This is a genomic window from Stenotrophomonas sp. YJH_SMC_36 (genome assembly GCF_059369935.1).
In genome coordinates this window covers 80717-93961 of sequence record NZ_JCAFTD010000003.1, presented here as the reverse complement: position 1 = coordinate 93961, position 13245 = coordinate 80717, and the positions used below count along the sequence as shown (strand labels likewise).

The 13245-nt window shown below is 69.1% G+C and carries 11 protein-coding genes; 1 reads left to right on the top strand and 10 read right to left on the bottom strand.

The genetic code is table 11. The features are described from left to right. Positions 1-5: 5 nt before the first annotated feature. Positions 6-1376 (bottom strand): magnesium transporter, encoded by a 1371-nt coding sequence (mgtE, locus tag AC5P76_RS07010; RefSeq protein WP_053518107.1) that lies wholly within the window; start codon positions 1374-1376, stop codon positions 6-8. 317 nt (positions 1377-1693) lie between these two features. Between mgtE and AC5P76_RS07005 the strand changes: the two genes are divergently transcribed. Next, positions 1694-3481: a monovalent cation:proton antiporter-2 (CPA2) family protein gene (locus tag AC5P76_RS07005; RefSeq protein ID WP_065181433.1), complete on the top strand. Its 1788-nt coding sequence runs from the start codon at positions 1694-1696 to the stop codon at positions 3479-3481. Between the two features lie 87 nt (positions 3482-3568). Here the strand turns inward: AC5P76_RS07005 and AC5P76_RS07000 are convergent, their stop codons facing one another. From AC5P76_RS07000 to AC5P76_RS06960, 9 genes are all read right to left on the bottom strand, one after another. Further along, positions 3569-6913 carry an ankyrin repeat domain-containing protein gene (locus AC5P76_RS07000; RefSeq protein ID WP_253119121.1) on the bottom strand — a complete coding sequence of 1115 codons (3345 nt, stop codon included), beginning with the start codon at positions 6911-6913 and terminating at the stop codon, positions 3569-3571. Continuing rightward, positions 6906-7166 carry a YcgL domain-containing protein gene (locus AC5P76_RS06995; RefSeq protein ID WP_053518100.1) on the bottom strand — a complete coding sequence of 87 codons (261 nt, stop codon included), beginning with the start codon at positions 7164-7166 and terminating at the stop codon, positions 6906-6908. Before AC5P76_RS06995 ends, AC5P76_RS07000 begins: the two co-directional genes overlap by 8 nt. Positions 7167-7326: 160 nt before the next feature. Beyond that, on the bottom strand, positions 7327-7767 hold the full coding sequence (locus tag AC5P76_RS06990) for a hypothetical protein (protein WP_053518098.1): 441 nt from the start codon (positions 7765-7767) through the stop codon (positions 7327-7329). Between the two features lie 55 nt (positions 7768-7822). Next, entirely contained in the window at positions 7823-9061 is a 1239-nt protein-coding gene (locus tag AC5P76_RS06985) for a beta-ketoacyl-ACP synthase (RefSeq protein WP_065174278.1), read from the bottom strand. Beyond that, the gene (locus tag AC5P76_RS06980; RefSeq protein ID WP_053518094.1) at positions 9061-9792 is read right to left on the bottom strand and encodes a 3-ketoacyl-ACP reductase FabG2; all 732 of its coding nucleotides are present in this window, start codon (positions 9790-9792) and stop codon (positions 9061-9063) included. The genes AC5P76_RS06985 and AC5P76_RS06980 overlap by 1 nt, the downstream gene beginning before the upstream one ends. Beyond that, positions 9789-10244: a hotdog family protein gene (locus AC5P76_RS06975; RefSeq protein WP_253119119.1), complete on the bottom strand. Its 456-nt coding sequence runs from the start codon at positions 10242-10244 to the stop codon at positions 9789-9791. The genes AC5P76_RS06980 and AC5P76_RS06975 overlap by 4 nt, the downstream gene beginning before the upstream one ends. Further along, positions 10241-11425: a beta-ketoacyl-[acyl-carrier-protein] synthase family protein gene (locus AC5P76_RS06970; RefSeq protein ID WP_253119117.1), complete on the bottom strand. Its 1185-nt coding sequence runs from the start codon at positions 11423-11425 to the stop codon at positions 10241-10243. Before AC5P76_RS06970 ends, AC5P76_RS06975 begins: the two co-directional genes overlap by 4 nt. Continuing rightward, positions 11422-11967 carry a DUF3261 domain-containing protein gene (locus tag AC5P76_RS06965; protein WP_219631760.1) on the bottom strand — a complete coding sequence of 182 codons (546 nt, stop codon included), beginning with the start codon at positions 11965-11967 and terminating at the stop codon, positions 11422-11424. Before AC5P76_RS06965 ends, AC5P76_RS06970 begins: the two co-directional genes overlap by 4 nt. Beyond that, positions 11967-13217, bottom strand: coding sequence for an NAD(P)/FAD-dependent oxidoreductase (locus AC5P76_RS06960; protein WP_065181428.1), 1251 nt, complete (start codon positions 13215-13217; stop codon positions 11967-11969). Before AC5P76_RS06960 ends, AC5P76_RS06965 begins: the two co-directional genes overlap by 1 nt. Positions 13218-13245: the final 28 nt, after the last annotated feature.

The following is a 13245-nucleotide window of genomic DNA, read 5'->3' as shown; positions in this document are numbered from 1 at the left end:
GGGCCCTACAGCAGCGTGCCGCGCAGGATCATCGCGGCGATGCTGAAATAGATCACCAGCCCGGTCACGTCGACCAGCGTGGCCACGAACGGGGCGGATGCGCTGGCCGGGTCGAATCCCAGCCGCTTGAGCACGAACGGCAGCATCGAACCCGACAATGACCCGAAGGTGACGATGCCCACCAGCGCCGCACCGATCGTGATCGCCAGCAGCACCCAGTGCTCGCCGTAGTCGTGCAGGCCACCCAGCTGCCAGATGACGATGCGGACGATCGCCAGGGCACCGAGAATGGCACCCAGCACCATGCCGGTCGGAATCTCGCGCAGGGCCACCTTCCACCAGTCGCGCAGGCGCAGCTCGCGCAGCGCCAGGCTGCGGATCAGCAGCGAGGTGGCCTGCGAGCCGGAGTTGCCGCCGGAACTCATGATCAACGGGATGAACAGCGTCAGCACCACCGCGCGTGCCAGTTCGTCCTCGTAGTGCTGCATGGCGCTGGCCGTCAGCATCTCGCCCAGGAACAGCACGCTCAGCCAGCCGGCGCGCTTGCGCAGCATCTCCAGGAAGCCGATCTGCATGTACGGCTTGTCCAGCGCTTCCATGCCGCCGAACTTGTGCGCGTCTTCGGTGGATTCCTCGATCAGCGCATCAAGCACGTCGTCCACGGTGACGATGCCCAGCATCCGCTGGCTGGCATCGACCACCGGGATGGCCAGCAGGTCGTGGCGACGGATCAGCCGCGCCACCTCTTCCTGGTCCATCAACGCGTCCACGGTTACTGGCGGATTGACCTGGGCCACCTCGAGGATCGACTCCTCGGGCAGGCCGGTGATCAGGCGGCGCATGGTCACCACCTGCTGCAGACGCTGGCTGGCCGGGTCCAGGACGTAGATCGCGTACACCGTCTCGCGCGTGCGCTCGACCTGGCGGATGTGCTGCAGCGTCTGTGCCACCGTCCAGCTGGCCGGCACGGCGACGTACTCGGTGGTCATCAGCGCACCGGCCGTGTTTGGCGGGTAGCCGAGCAGCGTCTGGATGGCCTGGCGGGCATCGGCGCCCAGCAACGGGATCAGCCGCGCGCGCTCGTCCTCATCCAGTTCGTGAACAATGTCGGTGGCGCGGTCGTCGGCCATCAGCCCGAGCAGCGCAGCGGCCCGCGCCGGTGGCAGCGCGGCCACCAGCTCGCCGCTGCGATGCAGTTCGGGGGCTTCCAGCATCTTCACTGCACGCGGCAGCGGCAGCGCCGCCAGCGTGTCGGCAGCGCGCTGCAGCTCCAGCGTGTTGAGGAACTCCACCGCGTCGGCGGTGTTGTAGTCCGCCAGCGGTGCCGCCAATGCAGCGGCATCGGCCACTGGACGCAGCAATTGCTTCTGGTTCATCGGTTTGCCTTGTGGGGTGCGACCTCGCGCAACGCCAACGCAGGCGAACCGTCCCGATGTCAGGCGGTGGCCATCGCTGGCGTCGAACGAGGTCGACTTCTACTGTCGCTGGACATGGGTTGGGAACTCCGGGATGCGTGTGCCGGCGGCAGGCCGCCAGCGGCGGGCAGTCTGGACCTGCCGGCCGCGCAGGTCAACCCGCAGCGGCCATTGCCGCGCGTGCACGATGCGGCGCGCATAATGTCGCAGCGGCGTCCGCCGCCCCTCTCCTCCCCGCACCCACGTACGGCAGGCCTCTGCGATGACCAGGTATTCCCATGCATAGCGGCGGTCTGGAACTGGCCCTGGTCCTGCTGCTGGCGGCCGTCATCGCGGTGCCGGTGTTCAAGCGCTTCGGCTTCGGCGCGGTACTGGGCTACCTGGCCGCGGGGGTGGTGCTGGGGCCGGATGGGCTGGGCTTCGTGCAGGACGCCGACCGCATCCTCGGTGCGGCCGAGATCGGCGTGGTGATGCTGCTGTTCGTGATCGGGCTGGAACTGTCGCCGGCCCGCCTGAAGGTGATGCGGCGCTCGGTGTTCGGCGCCGGTGCCGCGCAGGTGGCGCTGTCCGGCCTGGTACTGGGCGGCCTGCTGCTGCTCGATCACTTCCAGTGGAAGAGCGCGCTGGTGGTGGGCGTGGCGCTGGCGCTGTCCTCCACGGCCGTGGGCCTGCAGCTGCTGTCCGAGCACAAGGCGATCAACAGCGACCACGGCCGGCTCGGCTTTGCCATCCTGCTGTTCCAGGACCTGATCGCGATCCCGCTGCTGGCGGCCATCCCGCTGCTGGGCGGCGTCAAGAACCAGACGCTGCGTTGGGAGGATGCCGCAGTGGCGCTGGGCGCGCTGGCCGTGGTGATCCTGTGCGGGCGGCCGGTCCTGCGCCGGCTGTTCGGTGTCATCGCCCGTACCCGCAGCCCGGAGGTATTCACCGCCACCGCCCTGCTGGTCGTGCTGGGCACGGCGTGGTTCATGCAGGAGGCCGGCCTGAGCCCCAGCCTGGGTGCGTTCCTGGCCGGCGTGCTGCTGTCCGATTCCGAGTTCCGGCACGAGCTGGAAGCGCAGATCGAGCCGTTCAAGGGCCTGCTGCTGGGCCTGTTCTTCATCGCCGTCGGCATGGGCATCGATCTCGACCGCATCGCCGCCGAACCGTGGCTGATCGCCGCAGGCGTGGCCATCCTGCTGGTGGTCAAGTTCAGTCTGCTGTATGCCATCGGCCGCATCGCCCGGCTGGGTTCGCGGCAATCGCTGCTGCTGGGCAGCGTGCTGTGGCTGGGCGGCGAGTTCGCCTTCGTGGTGTTCAACGAGGCGCAGCGCGCGCATCTGCTGGGCAACGCCAACCACGACCGGCTGGTGGCCATTGTCGGCCTGTCGATGGCGATCACGCCGCTGCTGATGATCGCCCTGATGCGGCTGCTCGGGCAGGAGAAGGTGGCCCCGCGCGCCGCGGCCGACGCCGACAAGGTCGCGCCGGACAACCGGCCGAAAGTCCTGATTGCCGGCATGGGCCGCGTCGGCCAGGTGATCGCGCGCCTGCTGACCGCACAGAAGGTGCCGTTCGTGGCACTGGAAGCGAACCCGGACACGGTGGCCGACCTGCGTCGCTTCGGCAACCAGCTCTACTATGGCGATCCGACGCGCCCGGAGATGCTGCGCGCCGCCGGTGGTGAACATATCGATGTGTTCGTGATCACCGTGGACGACCCGGAGACCAATCTGCGTGCGGTACGGATGGTGCGGCGCCTGTATCCGGAGGCGAAGGTGCTGGCACGTGCGCGCAACCGCCAGCACGCATGGCGACTGATGGACATGTCGGCCGAGCCGTTCCGCGAAGTGTTCGCTACCAGCCTGGAAATGAGCGGTCGCGTGCTGACCGCGCTGGGGGTGGCACCCGATGTTGCCCAACGCCATGTGCAGCGCTTCCGCGAACACGACGAACAGCTGCTGCGCGACCAGTACCTGGTGTACGACGACGAGGCGGCCGTGATCCAGACCTCGCGCGATGCCCGCAACGACCTGATGCATCTGTTCGAGGCCGACGCGGAAAGCGACGGCGACACGCAGCGCTGACGGCGAAAGGGCTGCCGAGCATCGTCGGCATTCCGCATGATCGGGGTCAGAGCCCTTTCCAACGGAAAGGGTTCTGACCCCCGATTCTCAGCCGTTGTCGCGCAGGAACCGGGCCATCGAGGACACGCCCGGTACGCGCGGCTCGAACTCGCCGGCAACGTCGATGAAGCCACGCATCACGGCGATCTCGCGCGGGCTGCGGTTCAGGCTGTCCCGCACGTCTGGGTCGGCGCCGGCACGCAGCAGGCGCTGTACCAGCAGCGGCAGGCCGTGCAGCGCCGCCAGGTGCAGCGGGCCGAAACCACGCGGATCGCGCACGTCCAGGCTGACATCCTCTTCCAGCAGACGCTCCACCGCGGCCATCACCACCTGCTCGTCGCAGGCCGTACCCGGCTCGGCGCGCGCTCCCAGCAGCAGCAGCAGCGGTGTGACCGAACCGGCGGCGGCCTGGTCCGGTTCGGCACCGGCCAGCAGCAGCGTGTCCAGCAACGCCAGCAACCGCGGGCGGTCACGTGCGCTGAAGCCGTACAGGGCCGCGCAGTGCAGCGGGCCCAGTTGCTGCGCGTCTCCGGCGTGTACATCGGCACCTGCGGTCAGCAGGCGCGCGACGATGTCCGGCAGGCCCAGCGCGGAGGCCAGCATCAGCACGGTCACTCCCCCCGGCAGCCGGTGTTCGAGCTTGGCACCGGCATCGAGCAGGGCCGACACGATCTCGACCTGGCGCATACTGACCGCGGCCGACAACGGCGTTGCGCCGCTGGCCGCTGCGTGCTGCGGATCGGCGCCCCGTGCCAGCAGCAGGTCGGTCACCGCCAGATGGCCGCCGCCGGCGGCACGCAGAAGCGCCGTGCAGCCCTGCGCATCCACGGCATCAACGGCGAACCCCAGATCGATCAGGCGACGCACCGCATCGACATCGCCGGCCATCGCCGCAGAGGGCAGGTCGGCATCGCGCAGGGTACGGCGTGGCAGTGGCCACACCCGCCAGTCCAGCCAGTCGGCCAGATCACGACGACCACTCGACAGCGCCACACCCAGGGGGGTCTGGCCATCGGCGGCGCGTGCCTCCGGCGAGGCGCCGTGCTGTACCAGCAGCTTCAGCGCACCTTCCCGGGCCAGCGCGGTCGCCAGGTGCAGGGCGGTCATGCCATGGCTGTCGCGCGCCTCACGGTCGACACCAGTCTTGAGCAGGGCCTGCTGCAGGCGCAGCCAGCCCAGGCGCACCGCCAACGACAGCGGCGGATCGCCTGCCGGCGATGCGGCGAACGGATCAGCACCCCGCTCCAGCAGTTCCAGCGCCAGCTGTTCCAGTCCGCGGGCCGCCTGATCGTGCTGCGCGCAGGCGGCCAGGAAACGGGCCAGGCCGCCGCGGCCGGCCGGCGACAGGCCATGCTGCAGCATGACCTGCAGCGCCGGCACCGCATCGACGCCGCGCGACAGCAGCGCGAACATCGGCGTGTCGGCGCAGGCATCTCGCACATAGGGATCGGCACCATGGGCCAGCAGCCAATCCACGGCACGCGGCTCCAGCGCCAGCTCCGGATCCAGCAGCAGGCTGCCCAGCTCCTGCGGCTGACACAGCCTGGCCAGGGCGGCCATGCCGTCGGTGTTGCCGAAGCCCAGTGCTTCACGCAGCAGGGTCAGCGGCGGCCGATCAGGCAGCAGGCCACTGGCGCTGGCGGCCTCACCGCGCTCGGCCAGGCCATCGCTGACCGCCGCAGGCAGCGGATAGGACGGATCAAGCAGCGCGACGATGGCCCAGCGACCGGCTTCGGCCGCGTAGTCGACCGCACGCCGACCGACCGGATCGGCCGCATCGGCGGTGATGCCCAGTTCGACCAGGCGCTTGACCAGCAGGGGCGAAACCGTATCGGCCATGGCCGCCAGCTGCACCGCGTTGCGGCCCTCGCCATCGACAGCCACCAGGTCGGGCTTGTGCGGCAGGAGGTGTTCGATGACGGCGGCGCGACCGGCACGCGCGGCCTCCAGCCACGGCGTGCGACCGAGCGCGTCGCGTGCTTCCAGGTTTGCACCGGCAGCGAGCAGCACGCCGATGATTTCAACGTGGCCGGCCAGGGCCGCTTCGTGCAGTGCGCTGCGACGCTGGCGGTCGCGCGCATCCGCACGCGCCTTGTGCTTGAGCAGCAGCTGCACGCCGGCCGGATCATCGTCTTCGGTGGCGGCTGCGGCGAGCAGGACCGGCGTGCCGTCCGCCGGCTCGGTGCGGGCACCGCGTTCGAGCAGGAAGCGGGCCAGGCGCCAGTTGCCTACCTGGCAGGCCACGGCCAGCGGGGACCAGCCCTCGTGGTTGAGTGCATCCACTTCGGCCGCGGCATCGCGCAGCAGCGCGGCAACGCCGGGGTCGGAGCTTCGAGCCGCGTGGTGCAGCGGCGTGTTGCCCTCGCTGTCGGTAGCGCGAGAATCGGCGCCATTGGCCAGCAGGGTCATCACGGCTTCGGGGCGACCATGCCAGCTGTCGCGGGTGGCCGCCAGCAGCGGCGTCATGCCCCGGTGCGGCGCGTTCACATCGACCCCGCGGGCAATCAGTTCACGCAGCAGGCGCAGGTCCGGCAACACCGCCGCCAGTACCGCCAGGCTGCGCTGATCACGCCAGTTCGGGTCCGGCAACGCGTGCGGGTCCGCGCCGGCCTGCAGCAGCTGCAGCGCCCGGTCGATGCGACCGTGGCGCGCCGCTTCATGCAGCGCAGGCGTCAGTTCCTGCGGGGCCATCGCCTCCAGCGGCGTGGTCTCGCTGGCAGCGGGGAACAGCGGCGCGTGTGTCGCACCGGCATCGGCCAGCGGGCCCGGGTTCACGCGCAGCGACACCAGTGGCGCCGGTGCGACCCGCTGCAGCAGCAGATGCAGCAACGGTGACCCCAGCAGCACGGTCAACGTGGCGGGCCAGCGCGCGCTTTCCGGCAGCAGCCCTGGCCATGCCGGCAACACCACCAGTGCGGCCAGCGCGATCACCAGCGCGGCCACGACAAGGCCACGCCAGGCGGTGAGGTCACGGCCGGCCAACGCCTGCCAGTGCTGCGCCAGGCTGCCATCCAGCCGCTCGACATCATTCCACAGCGGCCACGTACGCCAGGCCGCCAGCAAACCGGCACTGACCAGCACGCTCAGCCCGAGCACCGCCGCCAGGCTGCCGCTGTCGCGCAGTGCCGCCAGCGGCCAGGCCAGCAGCAGGGCCAGCAGTACCGGCGCGGCGGTCCACAGCGCCAGCAGGGCCGGCAGGTCCTGCTGCGCGATCAACTTCGGCGGCAGTACCGCACGGCTGCGCCGCCACCACGAAATGCCCAGGGCATACGCCGGCTGCGCCAGCGCAGCAAGCACCGCCCCCGGCAGGCCGCCGACGGCGGCACCCAGCGCCAGCAGGGTACCCAGGACGAAGGCGATCGACAGGGCGCGCGGACGGGAAAGCTCAGTCATTGTGGCGCGGCATCATGCTGGTCACCGACGGCGGCACCTGCAGGTAGAACCCGCGTTCGCTCATTTCGCTGCGCACCTTGGCCGGATCGGCCTGGGCGAGGCGGCGCTGCGGCTCCAGGGCCACGTCCAGGACGAAGGTGAGCGTGCCCAGCGACGCCACCAGCGGCGCAGGCAGCGCGCTGAAGTCATCGCGTCGGGGAACGTAGACGAAGGTGTCCGGCTTGAGTTGGCTTTTATAGACGTAGGCGTGCATGTCCACGGGACGATAACCCGGGAAGAGCCCTGATTGTGTCGGAAAGCCGACACCGGGGAAAGCCGTCGGCCGACGATGCCGGCAGGATCGACGGCGTTTCCCCGGCGGGGTTCAGCAATGTGGCGGCGGCGTTCAGCCTCGGCCGCCGCCACACGGATGCTTACTTGACCTTGGCGTAGGTGCCCTTCAGGGCGACGCCGGCCACGAACGTGCCCGCCCAGCACTCGTAGTTGCTCGCGCTCCTGAACTCGTTCTTCTTGTAGTAGCTGACGATGTCGACCACCGCATTGGCGCCACGCGAGCGGGCGCCGTCCTGCAGTGCGCGCAGCGCCGACAGCGCCACCCAGCGGCAGGCTTCGGCATCGCTCTTGTTGGCGGCGTTGGTCTTCCGGTTGGTGACGTCTTCACCCAGACGCTGCTGCACGCTGACCGGCTGCCCGGCCAGATAGAAGCGCACGCTGCCATCGATGCCGGCATCGCGGGCGGCCTGCGAGCTGACAAGTTCCTGCAGGGACTGCTCGACTCGGGTGTCACGGGCGGAAGCCGTGGCAGTCACAGCCAGCAGAAGGGTGGCACTGGCGATCATCAGGGTGCGGCGCATCGAAACATCTCCTTGTCCGGGGTGCGTTGGGGGTGGTGCGGATGGGGTGCGGGGGTCATTCGCTCCAGCGGCGGAATACCAGCGAGGTATTGATGCCGCCGAAGGCGAAGTTGTTGCTCATCACGTACTCGGCCTGCAGATCGCGGCCGTGCCCGGTGATGAAGTCCAGCTGGCCGCAGCGCGGATCGACCTCGGCCAGGTTGAGGGTCGGCGCGAACCAGCCGGCACGCATCATCTCGATGCTCAGCCAGGCTTCGAACGCTCCGCACGCGCCGAGCATATGCCCGACGTAGCTCTTCAGCGAGCTGATCGGTACGCGGCTGCCGAACACCTGCGCGGTGGCCTGTGTCTCGGCGATGTCGCCGTGATCGGTGGCGGTGCCGTGGGCGTTGACGTAGTCGATCCGCGCCGCGTCGAGCCCGGCGTCCTCCAGGGCCAGGCGCATGGCCTGGGCCATGGTGTCGGCGCTGGGCTGGGTGACGTGCTGGCCGTCGCTGTTGGTTCCGTAGCCGACCACCTCGGCAAGGATGGACGCACCGCGTGCGAGGGCGTGCTCCATGTCCTCCAGGATCAGCGTGCAGGCGCCCTCGCCCAGTACCAGGCCGTCGCGGCCTGCATCGAAGGGCCGCGGCGTCGACTGCGGCGCATCGTTGCGCACGCTGGTGGCGAACAGGGTGTCGAACACCGCTGCAGCGGTGGCGTCGAGCTGCTCGGCACCGCCGGCCACCATCACCGTCTGCTTGCCGCTGCGGATGGCTTCATACGCCGCTCCGACGCCCTGGCTGCCTGACGTGCAGGCGCTGGAGGTGGTGTAGACACGCCCGGACAGGCCGAAGAACACGCCGATGTTGACCGGCGCGGTATGGCTCATCATTTTCAGGTACGTGGTGGCACTGATGCCATCGGTCGTGAACTCGTTGAGCATGCGGCCGAACTCGCCGGTCGCTTCGTGGCTGCCGGAGGACGAACCGTAGGCCACGCCGGTGCGGCCGCTGCGCAGCACCGGATGCTCATGCAGGCCGGCCTCGCGCAGGGCCATCTCGGTGGCGCGCACCGACATGATCGCGACCTTGCCCATCGAGCGGGTGGTCTTGCGGTTGTAGTTCGGCGGCAGCGTGAAGTCCTGCGCGGGCGCGGCCAGCTTGGTGTTCAGGCCCGCGTAGACGTCCCATTCCGGCATGGTGCGCACTGCGTTGCGGCAGCTGCGCAGGTGCGCGTGGATGGTGGGCCAGTCGTGGCCAAGCGGACTGATGGCAGCGGCACCGGTCACCACCACGCGACGATCAGCGGCCATCAGAGCATGCCCCCGTTGACCGAGATCACCTGCCGGGTGATGTAGCCGGCCGGCTCGGACAGCAGGAACGCGACCGTTGCGGCCACCTCATCGGGATGCCCCACGCGGCCGGCCGGAATCAGCTTCAGGGCGTGTTCGACCACTTCATCGTTGAGCATTTCGGTCTCGATCAGGCCCGGGGCCACGCAGTTGACGGTGATCTGGCGGCTCGCCAGCTCCAGCGCCAGCGCCTTGGTGGCACCGATGATGCCGGCCTTGGCCGCGCTGTAGTTGACCTGGCCGCGGTTGCCGGCCAGCCCGGACACCGACGACAGGGTGACGATGCGACCGGGCCGGCGCCGCCGCACCATCGGCATGATGAGCGGATGCAGCACGTTGTAGAAGCCGTCCAGGTTGGTGTGGATGACCTGGTCCCAGTCTTCGGACGACAACGCAGGAAATGCGCCGTCGCGGGCGATGCCGGCATTGCACACCACGCCGTAGTACGCGCCGTGCGCCTCGACATCGGCCTCCAATGCGCCGCGTGCTGCATCCCGGTCGGCCACATCGAACGCCAGCACGCGGGCCTGCCGGCCCAGTGCCTGGATTTCGTCCACCACTGCCTGCGCCTCGTCCACGCGGCTGCGGCAGTGCACGGCTACATCGAACCCATCGCGCGCGACGCGCAGCGCGATGGCCCGGCCGATGCCCCGGCTGGCGCCGGTGACCAGCACGCTCCGATTCCCTGTCATGCCTGTCCACTCTCCAGATAGGCCATCGCGTCGGCAGGTTCGTACACCGACACGTTGGCGGTCGCCCATTCTTCGTCGCCTGCCAGGATCCGGCAGGCGAACATCCCCAGTCCATTGTCGCCCAACAGCTCGCAGCGCGCCTGTACGCGAAGGCGGCTGCCCACCGGAAAACCGCTGCGCTGGCTGCCATAACGGCGACTGCCCAGCAGGAATCCGAGCTGCGGCCGGTTGCCGGCAGCGCGTGCACGGCAGCCGGCCCAGGCCGCGATGGCCTGCGCCATGTATTCGATGCCGATCCAGGCCGGCACGTGCCCATCCTCGACGAACAGCCCGCTCGCCAGCACGACCAGCTCGGCCTCGATGCCGTCCTCGTCCCAGTGCACGATGCGCTCCAGCAGGCACATGTCCTGCCGGTGGGGCACCACGTCTTCAATGGCATACACCGTATTCATCCGCACTCCAGTGCCAGCACGGCGTTGCTGCCGCCGAAGGCGAACGAGTTGCTCAGCACGCGCCGGGGCGGCTGCGCCAGGCAGGTGGCCGGCGCCACCAGCGGCAACGGCGGCAGCGCCGGATCAGCGATGCCATCCCACCAGTGCGGTGGCAGCTGCTGCCGGCCGTTCTCGGCAAGCACGATCCAGCACAGCGCCGCCTCGATCGCCCCCGACGCACCCAGGGTGTGGCCGGTGAGTGGCTTGGTGGAACTACAGGGAACGTCATTGCCCAGTACCTGCGCCACCGCCAGGCTTTCCATCGCATCGTTGTGGCCGGTGGCAGTGCCGTGCAGGTTCACGTAGTCGACATCGGCGGGCGACCAGCCGGCACGATGCAGCGCCTGCTGCAGGGCGTCGATGGCGCCAAGGGCCTGCGGATCCGGCGCCGACATGTGATGTGCATCGGCGGACTCGCCCCATCCGGCCAGGCATACCGGGCCAGGTTCGCGGGTCAGCAGGAACAGCGCAGCGCCCTCGCCGATGTTGATCCCGGCACGATGCTGCGAGAAGGGATTGCAGCGCACTGCCGAGACCGATTCGAGCGCATTGAAGCCTGCCACGGTGAAGCGGCACAGCGAGTCGGCCCCCCCGGCGATGACCGCATCGACGGTGCCGGCACGCAGCATTCGCGCGGCCGACATCAGCGCCTTGGCACTGGACGAACAGGCAGTGGACAGGGTCCACGCCGGGCCCTGCGCGCCGCTGCGCTGACGCACGAACTGCGCGGTGGTGCCCATTTCCTGCTGTGCGTAATCGAAACCTTCAGGCCAGCAGCCCTGCTCCGCATGGGTCCGCAGTGCCTGCTCCGATTCGCCGATGCCGGAGGTGCTGGTGCCCAGCACCACGGCCACCCGATCGGCGCCATGGCGTGCAATGGCCGCGCTCACCGCAGGCGCGATCTGCGCCAGTGCGACCTCCAGCAATGCATTGTTGCGCCCGCGCAGGGACACCGGCAGGTCTTCCAGCGTCGGCAGTGGCGTGCGCACTTCACCCAGCGCCAGGGTACGCCCCGGCAGCAGGCGGTCGTTGTCGCTCAGGCCGCCCGGAGCATCGGCGAACATCGCCGATGCCACGGCGCCGCGGCCTTCGCCCAGCGCGCAGACCAGGCCGAGGTCGTTCAGGTAGATCGGTGTATTCATCGCGCCTGCCCGGCCATGTCGATCGATTCGATGCGCAGGGCGTAACCCTCGGCACGGTTCTCCAGCTGGACGCTGCCATCGTCCAGGCGCCGCAGCTGCAGCCAGACCGTACCGCTGCGGGACAGGCTGCGCTGGCGGCCGTCATCGCTGACCTCCCAGCCCGCCGGCAATGCCGCAGCGATCGCCGCGGTCGGCCACAACGCGAACTGCAGGTCATCCAGTACGCGTTCGGCACGCACCTGCGGCGGCAACCACGGCGCACGCTGCTGGGTCAGTTGCCGGCCATCCCACTGCAGGCGCACGCCGGTCTGGCCCATGGCCTGCACCGCCAGCCGCACCTGCTGTGCGTCGGCTTCGAGCAGCGCATCGAGATCGCGCTCATGGCTGCCGAACCGGAAATGCAGCTGCTGCTGCAGTGCCAGCGGCGCTGGCAGGCTGGCCGGCGACAGCCGCAGCGGTGGCAGCTGCACCTGCGGGCGTGGCATGCGCCCGGTACAGGCAACCAGCAGCAGGCACAGCAGCACTGCAGCGGAAAGGGCCATCAGGCGCCGCACAGTTCCTCCAGCACGCGCATGCGACGGCCGCTGGGGTCGGCCACGTAGGGGTTGTTGGTGTCCCAGGCGTATCCGGCCAGGATGGAACTGATCATGTCGCGCACGTCCGGCTGCGGGTCGGGGTGGTAGATGATCTTCTGGAAGCCGCCCTGGTACCAGCTTTCGACGAAACGACGGAAGGTTTTCACGCCGGCACGCAGCGGAACGGAGAACTCGGCCTCCCAGTCCACAGCCTGCCCGGCATAACGGCGCGCCAGGCACTCACTGGCCAGCTGCGCCGATTTGAAGGCAATGGTCACGCCCGAGGAGAACACCGGGTCGAGGAACTCGCCAGCGTTGCCAAGCAGCGCATAGCCCGGGCCCCACAGCGAACGGACATTGGCCGAATAGCCCGTGATGCGGCGTACCGGCAGCACCGCCCATTCGGCATTGGCCAGCAGGCGGGTCAGGTTCGGATCCTCGCCGACGATGGCCTGCAGCTTCTGCAGGTCGTCGCCTTCGTAGCGATCAAAGAACGAGGGCTCAGCCACCACGCCCAGCGAGCAGCAGCCGTTGGAGAACGGGATCGTCCAGTACCAGACGTCGATGTGCTCGGGGTGGGTCGTGATGAGGATCTTGTTGCGGTCGAAGTCCGCTTCGGCCGGAATGTTGTCACGCACGTGGCAGAAGATCGCGCCACGCACCGGGAAGTTGGAGGGTGACTCCAGATCCAGCAGGCGCGGCAGCAACCGCGCGAAGCCGGAGGCGTCGAGGATGAAATCGGCCTCGATGCGGTACTCACTGCCATCGGGACGGCGCACGTTGACGGCAGGCTGCTCGCCCGGCTCGACCGACAGCACCTCGTCGCCGAAACGCAGCGTGGTACCCATCCGCTCGGCGCCCCGCGCCAGCACGTTGTCGAAGTCGGCGCGCTGCACCTGGTAGGTGGTGCCCCAGCCGGGCGAGAACTTCTTCCTGAAGTCGAATGCGGTACGCGCCTGGCCATGCACGAAGGCCGCGCCATTCTTGTGCTGGAAGCCGGCTTCGACCACATCCTGCAACAGGCCTGCCGCTTCGATGTACTCCATGCTCTGCGGCAGCAGGCTTTCACCGATCGAGAAACGCGGGAACTGCTGGCGTTCGATCATCAACACCTGGCGACCCTGCCGGCGCAGCATCGCAGCAGCAACGGAACCGGCCGGTCCGGCGCCGATGATCAGGATTTCGGTGCGTTCGACAGCATCCACAGCAGTACTCATCGGGGCGTCCTTGTTGCTCGATAGAGGG